General features: G+C 40.2%; 19 protein-coding genes. 14 read left to right on the top strand and 5 right to left on the bottom strand.

The genetic code is table 11. The features are described from left to right. Window positions 1–27 precede the first annotated feature (27 nt). From speB to BIY37_RS10845, 7 genes are all read left to right on the top strand, one after another. Complete coding sequence (gene speB, locus BIY37_RS10820) at window positions 28–957, top strand: agmatinase (protein ID WP_080325036.1); 930 nt, start codon at window positions 28–30, stop codon at window positions 955–957. Window positions 958–1,151: 194 nt separating this feature from the next. After that, a complete protein-coding gene (locus BIY37_RS10825; RefSeq protein ID WP_070067861.1) occupies window positions 1,152–1,895 on the top strand; it encodes a tetratricopeptide repeat protein in 744 nt (247 codons plus the stop codon). Window positions 1,896–2,072: 177 nt separating this feature from the next. Continuing rightward, entirely contained in the window at window positions 2,073–2,627 is a 555-nt protein-coding gene (gene hpt / locus BIY37_RS10830; RefSeq protein WP_070067862.1) for a hypoxanthine phosphoribosyltransferase, read from the top strand. Window positions 2,628–2,651: 24 nt separating this feature from the next. Continuing rightward, window positions 2,652–3,314 carry an FHA domain-containing protein gene (locus BIY37_RS13955; protein WP_070067863.1) on the top strand — a complete coding sequence of 221 codons (663 nt, stop codon included), beginning with the start codon at window positions 2,652–2,654 and terminating at the stop codon, window positions 3,312–3,314. Window positions 3,315–3,336: 22 nt separating this feature from the next. Beyond that, window positions 3,337–3,972 carry a S1 family peptidase gene (locus tag BIY37_RS13960; protein ID WP_070067864.1) on the top strand — a complete coding sequence of 212 codons (636 nt, stop codon included), beginning with the start codon at window positions 3,337–3,339 and terminating at the stop codon, window positions 3,970–3,972. A 55-nt stretch (window positions 3,973–4,027) separates the two neighbouring features. Continuing rightward, on the top strand, window positions 4,028–4,678 hold the full coding sequence (locus BIY37_RS10840) for a Reeler domain-containing protein (protein WP_179129377.1): 651 nt from the start codon (window positions 4,028–4,030) through the stop codon (window positions 4,676–4,678). Window positions 4,679–4,682: 4 nt separating this feature from the next. Then, a complete protein-coding gene (locus tag BIY37_RS10845; RefSeq protein WP_070067866.1) occupies window positions 4,683–5,258 on the top strand; it encodes a hypothetical protein in 576 nt (191 codons plus the stop codon). Here the strand turns inward: BIY37_RS10845 and BIY37_RS10850 are convergent. Then, window positions 5,244–5,528, bottom strand: a complete 285-nt coding sequence (locus BIY37_RS10850; RefSeq protein WP_070067867.1) for a hypothetical protein — start codon at window positions 5,526–5,528, stop codon at window positions 5,244–5,246. The genes BIY37_RS10845 and BIY37_RS10850 overlap by 15 nt on opposite strands. Window positions 5,529–5,531: 3 nt before the next feature. Next, window positions 5,532–5,954 carry a DUF3303 domain-containing protein gene (locus BIY37_RS10855; RefSeq protein WP_143299257.1) on the bottom strand — a complete coding sequence of 141 codons (423 nt, stop codon included), beginning with the start codon at window positions 5,952–5,954 and terminating at the stop codon, window positions 5,532–5,534. A gap of 788 nt (window positions 5,955–6,742) precedes the next feature. On the opposite strand from BIY37_RS10855, the gene ruvC reads away from it, so the two are divergent. Further along, the gene (gene ruvC / locus BIY37_RS10860; protein ID WP_070067869.1) at window positions 6,743–7,216 is read left to right on the top strand and encodes a crossover junction endodeoxyribonuclease RuvC; all 474 of its coding nucleotides are present in this window, start codon (window positions 6,743–6,745) and stop codon (window positions 7,214–7,216) included. Window positions 7,217–7,241: 25 nt separating this feature from the next. On the opposite strand, the gene murC is transcribed toward ruvC, so the two are convergent. After that, a complete protein-coding gene (gene murC, locus BIY37_RS10865) occupies window positions 7,242–8,636 on the bottom strand; it encodes a UDP-N-acetylmuramate--L-alanine ligase (RefSeq protein ID WP_070067870.1) in 1,395 nt (464 codons plus the stop codon). A 762-nt stretch (window positions 8,637–9,398) separates the two neighbouring features. Here murC and speE point away from each other — a divergent pair. Continuing rightward, window positions 9,399–10,346, top strand: coding sequence for a polyamine aminopropyltransferase (gene speE / locus BIY37_RS10870; protein WP_070067871.1), 948 nt, complete (start codon window positions 9,399–9,401; stop codon window positions 10,344–10,346). A 415-nt stretch (window positions 10,347–10,761) separates the two neighbouring features. On the opposite strand, the gene pyrF is transcribed toward speE, so the two are convergent. Together pyrF and BIY37_RS10885 are read right to left on the bottom strand one after the other, a co-directional pair. Continuing rightward, window positions 10,762–11,739 (bottom strand): orotidine-5'-phosphate decarboxylase, encoded by a 978-nt coding sequence (pyrF, locus tag BIY37_RS10880; protein WP_230402513.1) that lies wholly within the window; start codon window positions 11,737–11,739, stop codon window positions 10,762–10,764. A gap of 35 nt (window positions 11,740–11,774) precedes the next feature. Beyond that, window positions 11,775–12,338: an anthranilate synthase component II gene (locus BIY37_RS10885; RefSeq protein ID WP_070067873.1), complete on the bottom strand. Its 564-nt coding sequence runs from the start codon at window positions 12,336–12,338 to the stop codon at window positions 11,775–11,777. 359 nt (window positions 12,339–12,697) lie between these two features. On the opposite strand from BIY37_RS10885, the gene nusA reads away from it, so the two are divergent. The 5 genes from nusA (at window position 12,698) to hisG (ending at window position 17,780) form a co-directional block, all read left to right on the top strand. Beyond that, window positions 12,698–13,768, top strand: a complete 1,071-nt coding sequence (nusA, locus tag BIY37_RS10890; RefSeq protein ID WP_070067874.1) for a transcription termination factor NusA — start codon at window positions 12,698–12,700, stop codon at window positions 13,766–13,768. Between the two features lie 31 nt (window positions 13,769–13,799). Further along, complete coding sequence (gene infB / locus BIY37_RS10895; protein WP_070067875.1) at window positions 13,800–16,028, top strand: translation initiation factor IF-2; 2,229 nt, start codon at window positions 13,800–13,802, stop codon at window positions 16,026–16,028. Between the two features lie 103 nt (window positions 16,029–16,131). Then, entirely contained in the window at window positions 16,132–16,443 is a 312-nt protein-coding gene (locus BIY37_RS10900; RefSeq protein WP_070067876.1) for a DUF503 domain-containing protein, read from the top strand. 90 nt (window positions 16,444–16,533) lie between these two features. Continuing rightward, window positions 16,534–16,911 (top strand): 30S ribosome-binding factor RbfA, encoded by a 378-nt coding sequence (gene rbfA, locus BIY37_RS10905; RefSeq protein ID WP_070067877.1) that lies wholly within the window; start codon window positions 16,534–16,536, stop codon window positions 16,909–16,911. After that, the gene (gene hisG / locus BIY37_RS10910; RefSeq protein WP_070067878.1) at window positions 16,908–17,780 is read left to right on the top strand and encodes an ATP phosphoribosyltransferase; all 873 of its coding nucleotides are present in this window, start codon (window positions 16,908–16,910) and stop codon (window positions 17,778–17,780) included. Before rbfA ends, hisG begins: the two co-directional genes overlap by 4 nt. The last annotated feature ends 22 nt before the right edge of the window (window positions 17,781–17,802 follow it).

Raw genomic sequence — 17,802 nt, forward strand, 5'->3', positions numbered from 1 at the left:
TATACGTATCGAAAAATATTGGAGATAATGATGCTGCGTGATGGAAAACAATATACTTTAAGCTCGTTACAGTTTGGTGCCTTTCCCTGCGATTATCAAAATGATGAAGAAGTCTACAACAATTCCGGGGTTGTAGTCATAGGAGTTCCCTTTGATGGGACCGCAACTTATCAGCCGGGAACTAAATTTGGTCCCAATGCAATATTAAACGCTTCTGTTAATATTGAACCTTACGATGACGAGTCAGGCGAAATTTATACGATAGGAATTTTTACCATCGGGACCCTCGATGTAGAAGAAATACACACGGATGCTAAAAAAGTAGTTGATACCTTGTATAAAGCGAGCAAAGCTATCGTAAAAGACAATAAATTTTTGGTAACTTTGGGAGGAGAACATTCGCTGTCACAGGGAGTAATTAGAGCCTACAAAGAAAAATACCGGAAACTATCCATACTTCAATTGGATGCACACCTTGACTTAATGGAACAATTCGGGGGTACTAGTTTCAGTCATGCAAGCGTATCGAGACGAGTAGTTGAGGATTTAAAATGTAAAGTGACCAGTTTTGGTGTCCGGGTAGTATCGAAGGAAGAGTTGATGTTTGTTCAGAAGAAAAAAGATTTCATCTCGGTATTTTACGCAAAAGATATTCATGATAATGACGATTGGCATGATCAGGCTTTAGAAACATTAGAGGATCATGTATATATTACCTTGGATGTGGACGGCTTTGACACGTCTATCATGCCAGCTACCGGCACACCTGTTCCTGGTGGTCTCAGTTGGTATAGAACAATTGACTTTTTACGAAAAGTATACAAAAACAAGAAGGTGGTTGGTTTTGATGTCGTTGAATTAAAGCCAAACCCGGGAGATGAAGCCCCCAATTTTTTAGTAGCGAATCTCGTATATAAAAATATTGGGTTTTATAAGAAATATACACTTCGTTCCTAGCGTTGAGAGGATTCCTCTGTTTTGATTTCATGAATCGATGTTTGTTATACCTGATAAAGGGTGACAATTTAATTTGTTTAAAAATGTAGCGCCGACCTCTGTAAGTGATGTCAGGAGAGAGGACAAACTACCTGCTTCACATGTTTTGCATGAATTCCATGTAAATATACGGGCTTTTCAAAGAGCAAAATTTTATGATAAAGAATATGTTGATACTTATATTGCACAAAAAGATGCCATCTATAGCATGGACGATGCTCTTGGTATTTTGCATTCTGTCAGGGTGTGGTAATAAGGCAAACAATCATAATAAAGAAGGGATTTTGTTTTATAATAAAGGGAAGTACACTGAGGCTATTGGAGAATTCAAAAAGGCGTTGGAACTAAACCCTAGTTTTTATGATGCCCATTATCATTTGGGAATTGTTTATTACGCAAAGGGTATGACTGACGAATCGATAATAGAACTAAAAAAGGCAATTGATATAGACCCCAACGAACCCAAGGCACACTATAATATTGCATTTGCCTACGTGGCTAAGGAAGATGTTGCTACAGCGCTTACAGAGTATCGAAAAGCTGTTGATTTGTTTGCAGCAAGGAACGATAAAAAAGAGGCGGATGCGTATCTCTATATGGCTGTTGCTTATAGTTTGATAGAAAAAAACGATGAAGCCCTCTCTGCTTGTAAAAAAGCGCTGAAAATCAATCCAGATCTGGAAGACGCACATTATTTCTTAGGGGTTTGTTATTACAAAAGGAATATGATTGACGAAGCAATTGCAGCTTTTAAAAAAGTCATTCAATTGAATCCAAAATCTGAAAAGGCACATAACCTGCTATTCACGATTTACGACAAACTCGGAAAAACGGAAGAATCTATCGAAGAGGACCGCATATTGAAACAAATTGCAAGGGAACGGAGAGAACAACAATAGACGTTGGTAGCGGGTCGTAGCGGAAGTAGTAAAAGCAGATAAAGCTACAATACGGTAAATGAGCGAAAATATCCTCGGGGATTTGTTTATCCAAACGGCAACGATTAAAAAATAGCCGTGACAATATTAAGTTGAAAATATAATTCTGCAAAAAAATGAAAAAGGAGGAATGAAGCGGTGGAAAGGGATATTGCACGTATAATAATTAGCGAACGACAGATTCAAGATAAGCTTCTGGAATTATCTAAGACATTGATCCGTGATTATCAGGGCAAGGATTGGACTGTCATTGCAATTTTAAACGGAAGCCTTATCTTTCTTGCCGACCTGATTCGTTTAATTCCATTTCCTATCAGATTAGATACTATCGACGCGGCTACCTACGGTGAGTCAACTTTTCCTCAAGAAGAGACCAAGATAATCCGTCACTTTAAGATTGACATAGAAGGGAAGCATGTACTGGTGATCGATGATATCGTTGATACAGGAAGCACTTTAAAAAGGGTGTTAGAAGACATCAAAAAATACCATCCTGAAACACTGAAGAGTTGTGTTTTTTTAAATCGGAGAAGCAGGAGACGGTATAATGTTCGTCCGGAATATTGCTGTTTTGATATCGGGGATGATTATGTAGTTGGTTATGGGCTGGATTACAATAATAAATATCGAAATCTGCCGTTTATAGCAGTGTTGAAAGACGAATGTTATCATCGTGAAGGTCTTGTCAGATAAGGAGGAACAAAGGTACGTATTTCTTTGAAGGCCATTTTTGCCCATTTAACAGGCAGTTGCAGAGGAAATACAGAGGTATTCGCTTCAGATGAAATATTAATTGGTACCGATGCTAAAGCCCACATTCATTTTGACCCTGAGATAGACAAAAACACGTCAAGGTATCACACCAAAATACAATTACGGGAATGTGATTATATATTAAAAGATCAGGGAAGTGCAAAGGGGACACTTGTAAACAATCGGTTGGTTAATGAAATCGTGCTGAAGGACGGTGATTTGATAGAGTTTGGTGCTGGCGGTCCCAAGGTACGGTTTCGGACTAAAACTGATAATGCCGATGTCTGTAAGCCGTGGACAGAGATTGTAGAAGGCCCGGTGGGGTATATAGCGAGTACCTTGCATAGAGGAGGAATTACAACAGAAACAGCGTTTTTTAAAATAGGCGCATTTCTCATTCTTTTCGCAGTATTCAGTAGTCTTGTCTCATATTTTTACATTCAATATTTGCGGCTGTCAAAGACGGTTGAAAAGGTGCACACGCTTGAAGTTGAAAGAAGTGTTGCCGAAAGAATCATCAAGAGCTATAGCGATGGAGTCTGTCTGATCCAAGGAGCCTTTTATTTCTATGATGAAGAAACAAATGAACCACTTATGATGATGGGCAAAAGGACAGCGCGGGATTAATGAATATACAGGTAACGGATTTTTGGTTAGTGCAGATGGTCTGATCCAGACCAACCGACATATCGCAAAGCCGTGGTGGGAAATGGAGATGTCTCCATTCATTCATATAAAACCCACGATCAAACCCCGGTTTGACGTATTTCGGGCATTTTTCCCTGGCATTAAGGAACCGTTTGACTTAAAAACAGAGGTGATTTCCCACGAAATAGACATAGCGCTGCTTCGCATTGATATGCGCGATGCTAAAATTCCCGTCCTTGAATTGGACGCTACAGGCAAAGGGACGATAGTGGGTGAGCCTGTGATATTGTTAGGTTATCCGGCAGGTGTTAATGCCATTTTTGCGAAAACAGACCCCGTGGTTGTAAAACAACTTTTGAATTTGCCTTTCGTTTCATTGGTGCAAGAACTATCAAATTGGGGGTTGATAAGACCTCTTACGACACAAGGTCACTTAAATGACATCATGTCTGACAGAATCATCTATGACGCTCAATCAACTGCAGGTGGAAGCGGAGGACCTATTTTTAATAATAAAGGAAAGGTAATTGGAATTAGTTACGGAATTTTTCCTGGCTTCCGAGGTTCCAATTTTGGTGTTCCTATAAGTTATGGTATAGGACTGATCAAGTCGTTATCGTTAAGCAAAAGGGATTAAATCAATGAGAAATACTTGTCCATCTTTTTCTACAAAAAATAAAGAAATGGGTAATATGAAGATTATTGCTTGGGGAGTAATAGAGATTTATCATACGATTTTATGTGTCTTTATGTTGTTTATGCTTTGCAGTTCATTACACGCACATTCTGATGGCGCGCCTATAGGTTGTCTTGGTGCAGGAATTGATAAATACGACTGGAATTTGTATGCACCAAGAAGTACGTTCACCTGCGGTAATTTGGGATGCCATTATCAGTACCCAATTGATATCGGGAAGGCTAAATTAAAACTATTTGTAATAAGCAAGTGTGAGCCTGGACAAATTGTGGACATTTTGGTGTCTTTTGAAAAGACAAATACTGAATTCCATGGTTTTGAAATTACCGCTAATGATAGATATTATAATCAAATAGTGGGTACCTTCATTAATCCTGACAATGATGAAGATATACAGATAATAGGGAATGGGCTCTTTGTGACTCACACAAAAAAGGGGACACAGCAGAAATTCTGGCATGTAAAGTGGCGGGCGCCTCCGGCAGATTTTCCGGTACAGAACCCTGTAAGGCTTTATGCTATGGGAGTCGAAGCAGACAACGATGGGACAGCTATGGGTGATTATATCTACAAGGCGACGAGGCTTATTGAAGTGGTGCCAAAGATGGTAAAGAAGGGGCAAATTAAAGCAATAAAGAAGGAGTGATCTGATGAAGTTAAAAATTTCGTTTTTAGGATTAATGTTTATCCTGTGCTTATCTTTGACAACCAATGCCTCCCAGCTTGATTTTTCATGGAATGCGCCCAAGACATATGTGCATAACAAAGGTACTGACGGAGAGACTATGTACATCATATGGTTTTACAATTTAGAAAATACGTTTGAAAAACCTATAGCAGTTCCTGTCGAAGTATTTTTAATGACGGATACGGGTAAGAAATATCTGGATACTTATTACCCGGAGATTATGGATCATGTAGCTAAGCTAGATGAAGATTACAAGGAAGGGAAGAAATATCAGCACACCGCTATCGCAAGGGGGGAGTTGGTTCCCAAGACAATCAAGCATTGTGTGGCGATGTTCGAGGATGTAGATCCCAAGGTAAAGCGTCTCGATATATTTGTGACGGGTATATCACATTTCTTTTTTTGGCGATGCCGGATGATTGATTCCTCGTACAAGATTACCTACGAAAGGGAGCAAGGCTACTGGAAATTAATTGAGCATGGGATGACGAAAGACTCTTCGCATAGTTCCTACAAAGTTGAGTCAGGGAACTGGTAAGAAACTGTTGTAAATATCCTGCGGCACGGTTTCAGCAGCCGCATTTCGTGCCAATTTCAGACGTTCAGCAAGCGAGGCAAGTTCATGTTTTGCAGGCGTCTTGTGAACTAGCACGTATACAAAAGAAAAAAATATTTTCATGAACGAGACCGACTGTGTAACCCAAAAAGCGCCCGGCATTGCTTTATTTAAGCCGGTATTTGTCGCCGTCCTGCTCGTCAGTCCAACCAGCAGGGAGATTGGCAAAGGAGCAAATCTCGTTATATTCAATTCTTATTTTGGCATAATTTTTAACCAGTCATCCATAGAAAGGACGGGAACGATTTTACCTGTCTGGCTGGGTACGAGGGGTAGAAAAAATTCTACCGCTGCACCGTAATCGTTTGTTTCGAAGATAATAAAATAATCATGTTCGGTAACGGTAACGTAAGCTCCTAATACCTTTATACCTTTTTCCTCTGCCGTTCTTCTTCCCTCCCAGAACTTGCTCAGCATCTTTGCGCCATCTCCACTCCTGCCGGGACAATTTTCCGGAGTATGCGTCCAGTGGGCAACATATAAGGTTCTTTTTTCATCGGGATTTATGGTCCGCTTTGACTCCTTTTCATCATCGTGTGCATACATATCAGGGCTGAAAAATGTTGTAGCAATACAAAAGACAAAAATACCTAACAACCATTTTATACAGCGTTTCATATCTTTTTTCTCCTTCTTCTTTGCTCTCAAATTTAAAATACCTACAAAATGATTCGTCCACACTATTTATAAGCGATACATTTGTTGCTTTAGATACACCTTCAAAACCCTATGCACTGTAATGACAATTTCCGAATTTCTCCTTTTCTGCCTGACCGTCCGAATACCATGACCCTGGATGAGCTCCGGCCTGTATGTTACTCCGGTATAATCCGGTCGTCCAGTATGGTTACTGCAACCATACGGGAAAGATTATGGTCGGACTCCTCTCTTGTTTTTACGATGGTCTTATCTCCTTCTTCATCACCGTCGATAAAGTGATGCGTAACATCATAAATATCTCAATTTTGACCGGCATTACCTCTGTGACCTTAATGTCTCATCTTACCATATTTTTGTATATTTACAATCTCATTAATGATGGGTAAAAGACCACAGAACAAGGGGAGTAACTATAGTCTCAGGTTTACCAAAAGAGGTGGTGGCACCTTTTGTCATGCTGTTGCAGAATCGATATAGATCGTGGTAACCACATGTCCGGGACAAACGAATCGAAAGGATAATTCCTGGTGGTTCAGGACAATTTATGTTGTTTGTTTTAGCATATTGGTATATATTAAAGTAGCAAAGCTACTACCATGCGTTGTTAAATCGCAGCGGTCAGTTGTATTTATTTTTTTTGCTGACGCTCCAGAGAATTGGAAAAGAATTACCGAACGTATTTTTATAACGAAGCGCGGTTAATGCCCTTCTAAAAAAGAAGTTTTACACACGATACGATTATACGAATGAAAATTCTTGGAATCGATCCTGGCACTCAGATCGCCGGTTTCGGTATGATAGAAAAGACAGGGTCAAAAATAGTAGCCATCGAATACGGTTTTATCAAGGCCGGTAAAAATTATACCTTTCCCCAACGACTTCAAATAATTCACCATAAAATTATGGATATTATATCAAAGCATCAACCTGATCAGATGGCTATCGAAGAGGTCTTCTACAGCAAAAATGTTAAGTCAGCAATCAGGATTGGGGAAGGAAGGGGAATTGTCTTCTTGTGTGCAGCATCAGCAAATATTCCTATTACCGAATATGCTGCTACCGTTATCAAGAAGGCTGTGGTAGGAAATGGAAATGCACATAAGGAACAGGTACAGGAAATGGTAAAAATCATTCTTGATCTGCCGGAGATCCCGGAGCCCAGAGATGCCGCAGATGCTCTTGCCATTGCAATATGCCACAGTCACAATCTCAGGTATTAAACTGAGTGCGCTCTTAGGGAATTATTCAGTTTGTACTTTGCAGTGCTCGCAGAATATTTTTTGAAAACTCAGTGAGTGTGTTGTCCCTGGCTCCCATTACGAGGATACAGTCACCTGGTCTTACGTAGTTTTTAATTACGGGAATAATATCATCTCTCTTTTCAATGAACAAGGCATTCTTGCCGCCTTCATTTACTCGCGTAATAATATCGGCAGAAGAAATGTTCCGTTGCGCTGTACCACCTACATAAAATATTTCAGGCATAACGAGCATGTCCCGCGGAGAAAGAACGTTTATAAAGGCGCTGATCAATTCCTCCTTCATGAAGTTTGTGGGACCGTAGCCATGTGGTTGAAAGACGGCTATGGCCCGGTTACAGCAGAGTTTTACCGCAGTTATTGCGGCCATAATTTTTTCAGGATTATGGGCATAGTCATCTATTATTTTTATCCCACGAACTTCACCAATAATATCCATTCGACGTTGAATACCCGTGAATTGTCTGAGCGCTGCCGATGTCATGTCGTCGGAAATGCCAAGACTTCTCGCTACAGCAATTGCTGCAAGTGCATTCGATACATTATAGATGCCCGGCAGATTGATTTGAAAAGAACATGCGTCTACGGTAAAACTGGATTGGAATGTTTGATGAACGATATTTCTTGCACTTACGGCAGCGGGGTTATTTACTCCATAAGAAAGAAGGTTTTTATGATTAAAATTGATTGTTTTTAGATAAGGACAATCGGCATTTAAAATCAGGGTGTCTCTGGTATTTTGTGAAAGAACAACAAACATCTTAGAAATGTCTTCGATCGTCTTGTGATCTTTCGATATGTTTGTGATGACAGATACCCGCGGAGTATAGAAAATAATGCTACCATCACTTTCATCGGCTTCAATAGAAATAATATTCGATGTGCCTGCTTTTGCATTACCCAAAAAGGATTCATGTACAAAATTTTTAATACAACCACCCACGATAATAGTAGGAGACAAACCGGCATAATCGAGGATATAACCCACCATACTGCTTACAGTAGTCTTCCCGTTTGTTCCACCGATAGCGATCCCATACTTAGGATTAAACATTTCAGCTAGAAGGATGGCGCGTTTCAGAATCGTTTTGTTCAATACACGCGCTTTTTTAATATCCTGATTGTCTTCTTCGATTGCAGAAGATACAATCACGTAATCGGTATTCTCATCAATACCGGAGCCGTCCTGAAGATGAAGCAAGATACCCTGGGCTGTGAGTTTGGAAAATACATCAGAGGCAATGTTTTTGTCAAAATTTCTGTCTGACCCACTGATAATATGGCCTTGCCCTTTCAGCACCTGGGCAATGGCGCTCATGCCAATACCGCCCACTCCGGTAAAATGATATGAAAATTTCTCTGAATCGACATGATTCCCCATGATATTTCTCAGATTTTTCGTATTATGGGAAGAATAAAAAATTTCGATGGGTACCGTGGGAATGATTGGTTTGTGGGTTTTAACATCCTTTGCTTACTTTCCTGTTTCATAAACGTTAAAACTATACAGAATAAAGTTTTAATTGTCAAATGTTTCTTACACGTTATTCATTCTTGACAAGCCTCATGAATCGTTCTAGAATCTGATGTTTGTTTAAAGATGCCTATCTTTTGTTTTTTATATGATATGTAATCTTGATGCAAAGATAGAAAGTGGTAACAATTTCTTTTTTTAACAAGGTAACAGGGGATGGATGAAACCTTGGATACAATAGGCAGACAACTTATTCTGGAGACATGGTGATTACTGCAAGAAGATTATTAATATTATTGATGTTGTAAAGAGTATATTGAGTAAAACAAAAGAGTTTACAAACGCAGCGCTAATGAATGTTGTATACCATCGATTCCACCCTTACGATGCAACTGGTGTGGCTATTCATACGAATACCACATTTCAGTTCGCTCGTTTACTGAATATGGCACGTTACTGTTAATATCTTTTTTATGACGATATCATTAATCCCCAGAATACAGCTTCTTTAATCTAGCATGTATTTCATGGGCTGAAAATTTCCCTTACAGAGCAAAAAGGGGAGACTTCCTGTTGAAAGGCCCAGAAAAGGATAAACCAGCAAATGAGATTGCCTGCATTGTGAATTTCAACGCGCAAAGCTATTAATAAAAGCACGGAGAAATATTTATGAAAAACATTACGACAAATTGGATCGACGATTACTTTAACAGCCACGAGGTACATAAACATGCCTTTAAGAGTGTTGTATATCAGGTACAGTCAGAGGTTCAAAAAATCATAATTGTTGATACCTACAATTATGGCCGGTGTCTTATCCTTGATAACGAATTTCAATCAGCAGAGATGGATGAATTCATTTATCACGAGGCGCTCGTACATCCTTCTTTTATCTTACATCCCGGAGCCGAGAACATTCTCATTTTAGGTGGTGGTGAAGGTGCAACGTTGCGCGAAGTACTTCGGTACAAGATGGTAAAAAAGGCAGTTATGGTTGATATTGATAAGGAAATGATCGCTTGTGCTAAAAGATTTCTTCCCTCATTTCATGCCGGCGCATTTGATGATGGTCGTGTTGAACTTGTTATTGAAGACGGGAGAAAATACATGGAAAAGGTTCATGACCGCTTTGATGTGGTTGTCATTGATGTTAATGGCCCGTTGGAGCGGGGATCATCATATATGCTTTTTACCATGGAATTCTATCAGATCATTGCAGAAAAGCTGAGGACAAATGGAATCCTTGTCGTACAATCGGGTGCTGCTTCCATCTCTGAGAATGAGATGTTTACGAGTGTTTGCAATACGCTCGGTAAAGTCTTTTCATCCGTATTCCCTTATGTTACCTATGTCCCTTCTTACGCATTACCGTGGGGTTTTTCTTTGGCGACACACAACCCATCAAACCTCGATATTTCTAGTGATGAAATTGATGCAAGAATTCATTCAAGGATCAATGGCGAACTTCGTTTTTATGACAGTATTACCCATCATGCTATGTTTAATTTACCAAAGTATTTACGAACTGATATTCAAAAACAAAGGCGTATCATAAAGGATAAAGATCCACTTACCAAACATTATTCCGGTATTCCCACAGAATCCACAAATCAATAAATGTAGCTAAATACAGGTGTCATATCTTTCTTATGTCGTACGCTTGCTACACATTATTCCTTCGCAATGGTAAAACCCGCATTATTACCTATATCTTTTTGAAGTATTTTCAATCCGTTTCAAAATTTATTCTTCCAAAAACCGATGATCTTGTTTTTCATCATAGAGCAGCTTAAAGTCGAGTCTTTCATCGCATCTGTTTTTGTGGGATACGTATTTATTTTCTTCATTTTGCCAGGGTAGTCACGCGTAAAGGCTGATATCCTTGTGTCCGCGTTGAGGAAAGAGATGTCGCTGTTTAAATTCCCAGAACTTCCGTTTACCATCAATTATTTAAATGTGGGTAGTTTACTTTTTTTAAACCAAAAGATGAATAACACCCAAGGTGGTATCGTTCAGACCGATAATGACAATTTTATTCTTTGTATCCGTGGTTTGTTTTGAGAATATTTCTTATTTCTTCATTCATCTTCACTACTGCCTCCCTAGTGGCGTCTCTCCATGAATCAATACCATATTTTTCCTTCCAGGGGGAAAGATTGTATGCGTAGAGGATTGAACGAGAGGCATTGATAATTGCCCCGAGACCATCAGGGTTAAAGCAACATGCGATGTCTTTTGCTGTAGCACCCTGGGCACCGTAACCGGGGACAAGGAAATAAGCCGTAGGCATAATCTTTCGTAATTTTGTTATTTCGTGTGAAAATGTGGCCCCCACGACAGCACCAACTGCGCTGTATCCGTGTTTACCAAGGACATCTTTTCCCCATGTATATGTCCTTTCTGCGATAATTTCGTGAAGTTTCTTCCCCTCACATATGAGATCCTGAAATTCTCCTGAGTCTGGATTTGATGTTTTAACAAGCACGAATATGCCTTTATGATATTTTTTGGCCGTTTGAAAAAAAGGGAGTAGGCTGTCAGTCCCCAAGAATGGATTAATGGTTATGGCATCTGTGCCGAATGGGGCTTCAGCAACATGATCTGTGCATACCTCTCCAATGTGTGCGTTGGCATATGCCTCAGCCGTGCTGGGCACATCACCCCTTTTTACATCGCCAATTACTATCAACCCCTTTTGTTTGGCATATTTAATGGTTTCTGCATATGCCCATACACCCCACCAGCCATAAAGCTCATAAAATGCAATCTGGGGTTTGACGATGCTCACATGTGGTGCGATGAGGTCGATAACCTGTATGTTAAATTCCAGAATAACGCGGGCTTCATATTCGAAACTTTGTTTTTTTAAAGTAGAAAACTTCTGCTTAATGATGTCAGGAATAGATTTGAAATAGGGGTCTAAACCCACAATCATGCAGCTATTTTTTTTGCGGATGGCCGTGATAAGTTGGTCGGCAAAATTTTCTCTGTTGTCAGAGACTGCAGACAAGTTTGTTTCCCTTGATTCAGAGGTTATTTTAGTAATTAGAGTGCTAAAAAATTCTTAAGAAGTTTTGGACCTTCTGCAGTTAAAAAGGATTCGGGATGAAACTGCACCCCTTCCAGGGGATATTCCTTATGCCGTATACCCATGACCTCATCATCATCTGCCCTGGCTGTGACTTCAATACAATCGGGCAGCGTGTCTTCTTTGACGATGAGAGAATGATAGCGAGTTGCCTCAAAAGGATTGGAAAGTCCTTTGTAGATTGTTTTGCCGTCATGTTTGATCATGGATGTCTTGCCGTGCATGAGTCTCCGCGCTCGAACTACTTCAGCGCCATATGAGTAAGCAATGCACTGGTGGCCAAGACAAACCCCGAGAATCGGTATCTTGCCGGTAAAATGTTTTATGATGTCATTGGAAATGCCTGCTTCTTTAGGAGTACAAGGTCCTGGCGAAATAATGATATGATCTGGCCTCTTGCCCTCTATTTCATCGAGGCTGACCTTGTCATTCCGAAAGACTTCCATTTTTGCGCCAAAAGCGCCTATTTGTTGTACGAGATTATACGTAAAAGAGTCGTAATTATCGATAATAAGTATCATGGTAATTTCTGCTTCCTTAAGCTGTGATATTAACAAAATACCTTTTGAATATCAAAAGGATTTTAGGCACATAAACAGTTGTTTCATTAGTTTGAGATAAATGTTCTTACGACAAAAACAACTTGACAACACTTGTTTTTTTTGTTACCTTTTTGTAAAGTATTAACATATAACTAGTGGAGGAATAAGTTATATTTATCACCTTTTGCGAATTTTATGTAATTATCAAAGGCTGGATGGGTTGAGCGTCGATTGTATAAGTGGGGTAATCCCACTTTTTTATTTTAAGAATGATAATATTTTCTGAATAAATAGTACAGTCAGCATCAGATAGTCTGAATTGAAGAAAAAAGGTATTTATGGATAAAGAAAGCTTGTTACGTCTGGTAGATAGTTTACACAGGGATAAAGAAATTGCCAAGGAAGTAGTGTTTCAAGGTATAGAGGCTGCCTTGACTATGGCTGCCAGAAAACATTTTAAATCACAGGAAGTAGTCACCATTCAAATTGACAGAACCACAGGAGAAATCTTGGCAAAGGAAGGTAGCCGTACCATAGATCCTTCAGAATTAGGCAGAATTACAGCGCAAACTGCAAAACAAGTCATTATCCAGAAGATACGGGAAGCTGAACGGGATGTGATCTACGAAGACTTCTTCAGCAGGAGGGGGGACATTGTTAGCGGTACGGTTCAGAGATTTGAAGGTTCTGCGATAATTGTCAATCTTGGCAAAACAGAAGGTGTTTTGCAGAGGTCGGAACAAATTGATGGTGAGCATTATAATGTGAACGAACGTGTCAGAGCGATCGTTTATGATGTAAAGAAGGTAGGGACACGGGTGCGGATTCTGCTTTCAAGGACGCATCCTGATTTTGTTCGGAGGCTCTTTGAACTGGAAGTACCAGAAATTGCAGAAAATGCTATTGAAATTAAAGCACTGGCTAGGGAGCCTGGTCACAGGACCAAGATCTCTGTGGCTTCGAGTGACCAGAATGTTGACTGTGTAGGAGCCTGTGTAGGGGTGCGTGGGTCAAGGATTAAGAATATCGTGGATGAATTAAACGGAGAGAAGATCGATATAATCCGGTGGAGTAATGAACCAGAGGTCTTATTGCCCAATGCGCTGAAACCAGCGGAAGTTTCTGGAATTATTTTATCTGCAGAGAATCAGGTTGCAACCATTGTCGTGCCAAACGATCAACTTTCTCTGGCAATAGGAAAAAGGGGACAAAATGTGCGCCTGGCATCTCGGTTGACTTCCTGGGATATTGATATCATTACAGAATCAGAATTTGAAGAAAGGCAGAAAACCAGCGCTGAGGGATTGTCAGAAGCCTCTGAGACTAAAAAAACAGCCATTAATAATGTGACTGCATCGGAACCCGGTGAGCGTATACAAACCGATAGGAAAAAAGAGGAAGTTTCGTAATAAAATATATCATTAAATATTAGGAGTTTTCATGGGAAAAATCAGGATCAGTTTACTAGCGAAAGAGCTGGGGGTGAAGAGTAATCTTTTAATTGATAGGTGTCATGAGAAAGGGTTGACTCATATCACCCATCACGCGAATACTCTGATTCCTGAACAAGCGGAAATGATAAGACAATTGTTCAAGCCAAGTGCAAAAGAAGTAGTTTCCGCAAAAGAAGCGTCAAAGGTTAAAGAACCTATAGTTCTCCATGAGACGGAGCACAAAAAAGATGATAAAACTGTTTTGCAAACGGGTAGTGGCATCAAGGTCGTTCAACCCACCAAAATTGTGAGAATTCCAAAGAGTCCGCCCCAGCCACAACGAATAGTAAAAGTGCCTCCGACAAAAACGTTCTGGAAGAAGCGTCCACAGGCTGTTGCACCGGCTAAGAGGAGAGACCATACAGCCGAGGTAATAGAAATAAAGAAGCCGGCAGTTAAAGAGAAAGAAACAAAGATAGTTATGGAGCCACCAATAACAGTAAAAGACCTTTCTTCAAAATTAGGAATTCGCGCGAATGAAATTATTACCAAGTTGCTTCTTGAGCACAATGTGCGCTCGACAATTAATCAAATATTAACCGAGGAAATTGTGCAGTTGTTAGGTATTGAGTACGGAGTGGAGATTGAGATCAAAAAAAAGGAGATCGCGGCAGAACGCGATTTTATTGCTGAGCAGGTATCTACAAGAATTGAAGATCTGGTGTATCGCGCCCCAATAGTAACTTTTCTAGGGCATGTTGACCACGGAAAGACATCGCTCCTTGACAGTATTCGTCAAACAGATGTAGCGGCTGATGAAGTAGGCGGGATTACACAACATATTGGTGCGTATAAAGTGGAAATGAATGGCAAACACGTGGTGTTTCTGGATACACCCGGTCACGAAGCTTTTACTGCCATGAGGGCACGGGGTGCGAATATTACGGATGTCGTAGTGCTTGTTGTGGCTGCTGATGATGGAGTGATGCCACAGACGGAGGAGGCATTAAATCATGCCAAAGCCGCTAATGTACCGATTGTTGTAGCTTTAAACAAGATTGATAAACCAAGTGCTAATCCGTTGCGTGTAAAACAACAGCTTGCAAATTTAGAGTTAATCCCTGAGGAATGGGGTGGAAAGACACAGTTTGTTGAGACTTCCGCTGTTACAAAAAAGGGTATTACCGCCTTACTTGAAAGACTTTTACTGGAGTCCGAAATTTTGGAATTGAAGGCGAATCCGCGGAACCCGGCACGAGGTGTTGTATTAGAGGCCCATTTAAGTGAAGGACGTGGTGTTGTTGCAAATGTCTTGATACAAGATGGCAGTTTGCGTCAAGGGGATATTGTTTTATGTGGAAAAACCTATGGCAGGGCACGCCTTATTACCAATGACAGGGGGATTGAAGTACAGGAGGCTGGTCCTTCAACACCCGTATCAGTCTCAGATTTTTCAGAGGTTCCGGAGGCGGGTGATAAATTTTATGTCGTAGGGGATATACAAAAAGCGAGGGAAATCGCTCTGGAAAGACAAAAAAAAGAGCGTGAAACCTCCTTGGCAAAATACCAGCACGTTACCTTGGATAGCCTCTATTCAAAAATTGCGGAGGGAAAGGTAAAGGAGATTAAGGTCATCTTAAAGGCCGATTATAAGGGTTCTGTTGAGGTGCTTAAAAAGGCGCTGGAAGAGCTTTCCACTTCTGAAATTAAAGTAAAAATATTGCATTGTGGTGTAGGAGGTATTACAGAATCTGACGTGCTTCTTGCGGATGCATCGGATGCAATTGTAATTGGATTTTATGTGACGACTGAGGACAAGGCACGTATTTTGGCGGAAGATAAAGGGGTAGATATCAGACTTTATAAAATTATTTATGATGCGACGAATGAAATAAAAGCCGCCATGGAAGGTATGTTAGAACCGGAATCCAAGGAGGTTGTATTGGGTCAGGTTGAAATAAGGCACGTTTACCGTATTTCAAAGTTTGGTAACGTTGCCGGTTGTTATGTAAAGACGGGTAAAATTACAAGGAACTCCTCTGTCCGTCTGATTCGTGATAACATTATCATTTATGACGGAAAATTGGAGTCATTAAAAATCGTGAAAGATGATGTCAAAGAGGTTCGGGCTGGTTTTGAATGCGGTCTAATAGTTGCGAATTATAATGATATTAAAACAGGAGATATTGTGGAGGCTTATGAGGTGCAGAAGGTTGCGCGATTCTTAACGGTATAGAAAAAGTATGAATTATTTTGGCTGATTCCATGATAAGGTAACGAGACGACTCGCAGTATGTTTTTTTCAATTCAGACAGTTGTGGTGATAGCTACAGGATGTTATGGATCTGGAGTTTCATAAATCTGATGATGCTGTGGTTGGGGTTTTAAATATTCGATTAGTAATCCGCAGTGCACTTACGTTAAAAGACAAGCGGCGTATTTTGAAAAGCCTAAAGGACCGTGTTAAAAATGATTTCAACGTCTCTATCTCGGAGATCGGCACGCTAGATCATTGCCAATATGCGCGATTAGGCATTGCAATGGTAGGGAATGATAAAAAGTATTTGAATAGCACTTTATCGAATTTACTTAATATGTTCCGGATTGCAATTTCAGTTGAGCTTGTCGATTATCACCTCGAATTTGTTTAATTTCATACCTTCGGAATCCCTAAGTAAGTTCTCGACCCATTTTTGTGAATTCATACTTTTCATTATTTCATAAAAAGTAGGAGGTTTATTATGTCTTCAAGAAGATGCGAACGATTAGAGGAATCTATTAAACAGGAAGTGAGTAAAATTATTTTATATGAATTAAAGGATCCGAGAATAGCTTTTGTTACGATAACAAAAGTTGAGATCACAGCGGATTTGAAGAATGCAAAAGTCCATATTTCAATATTGGGGGATGATACTACCCGCAAAAAAACATTACAGGCAATTGAGCATGCAAAGGGCTTTATCCAGGCAAAAGTAGGTGCCCAGTTGCAAATTAAGTATACCCCCGTTTTGACGTTTTGTTTGGATGAGTCGGTTCAAAAGAGCCTGCGTATATCAAAACTAATTGATGAGGCAGTAAAAGGAAACGATATAGCAATAAAAGGTGAGTTGAAAGAATGAAGAAATTATTTTTAGGGCTGCCTAAAGGTAGCCTCCAGGAAGCAACCGTTGAAATGATGAAGAAGTCGGGTTACAGCGTTCATATAAGCCCTCGGTCTTATTATCCCACAATCGATGATGATGAAATTTCAGTAAGGTTGATTCGTCCGCAGGACATGTCCAGATATGTTGAAAAAGGTATTATCGACGCAGGTCTGACTGGTGCTGATTGGGTGAAAGAAGCTGGTTCAGATATACGGGTAGTGGTAAGTTTGGTATATGCGAAACAACAGTTGACAAAAGTGCGATGGGTTTTAGCGGTACCAGAGCATTCGGCCATACGCTCAGTAGGTGATTTGCAGAATAAAAAAATTGCAACGGAACTGGTAAATGTAACGCGGCAATATCTTGCGGAGCGCGGGGTAGTAGCTGATATTGAGTTTTCTCATGGTGCGACTGAAGCAAAAGCTCCTGATTTAGTCGATGCTATCGTAGAACTTACTGAAACAGGCAGCAGTATGAAGGCAAACAATCTCCGTGTTATTGAGACGGTTATGGAATCTTCTACGCAATTCATTGCCAACCATCACGCGTGGAAAGACGAATGGAAACGCACAAAAATAGAGAATTTAGCGATGCTTTTTGAGGGAGCAATTATTGCCCGGGTAAAAGTTGGATTGAAGATGAATGTTCCAGCCGGATCTCTGGAACAAGTACTCATGAAATTGCCCGCTTTGAGAAAACCCACCATTTCTCCATTATCTGAAGGAGCGGGTTATGCAATTGAAACGGTGCTGGACGAAACGGTAGCAAGAAGTATTACCCCAGAGCTAAAAAGGGCCGGAGCTGAAGGGATTATAGAATACCCACTAAATAAAGTTATTCTTTAATATGTAGGTGATGAGACATGTT

It is taken from the genome of Candidatus Brocadia sapporoensis (assembly GCF_001753675.2).
Classification (GTDB): domain Bacteria; phylum Planctomycetota; class Brocadiia; order Brocadiales; family Brocadiaceae; genus Brocadia; species Brocadia sapporoensis.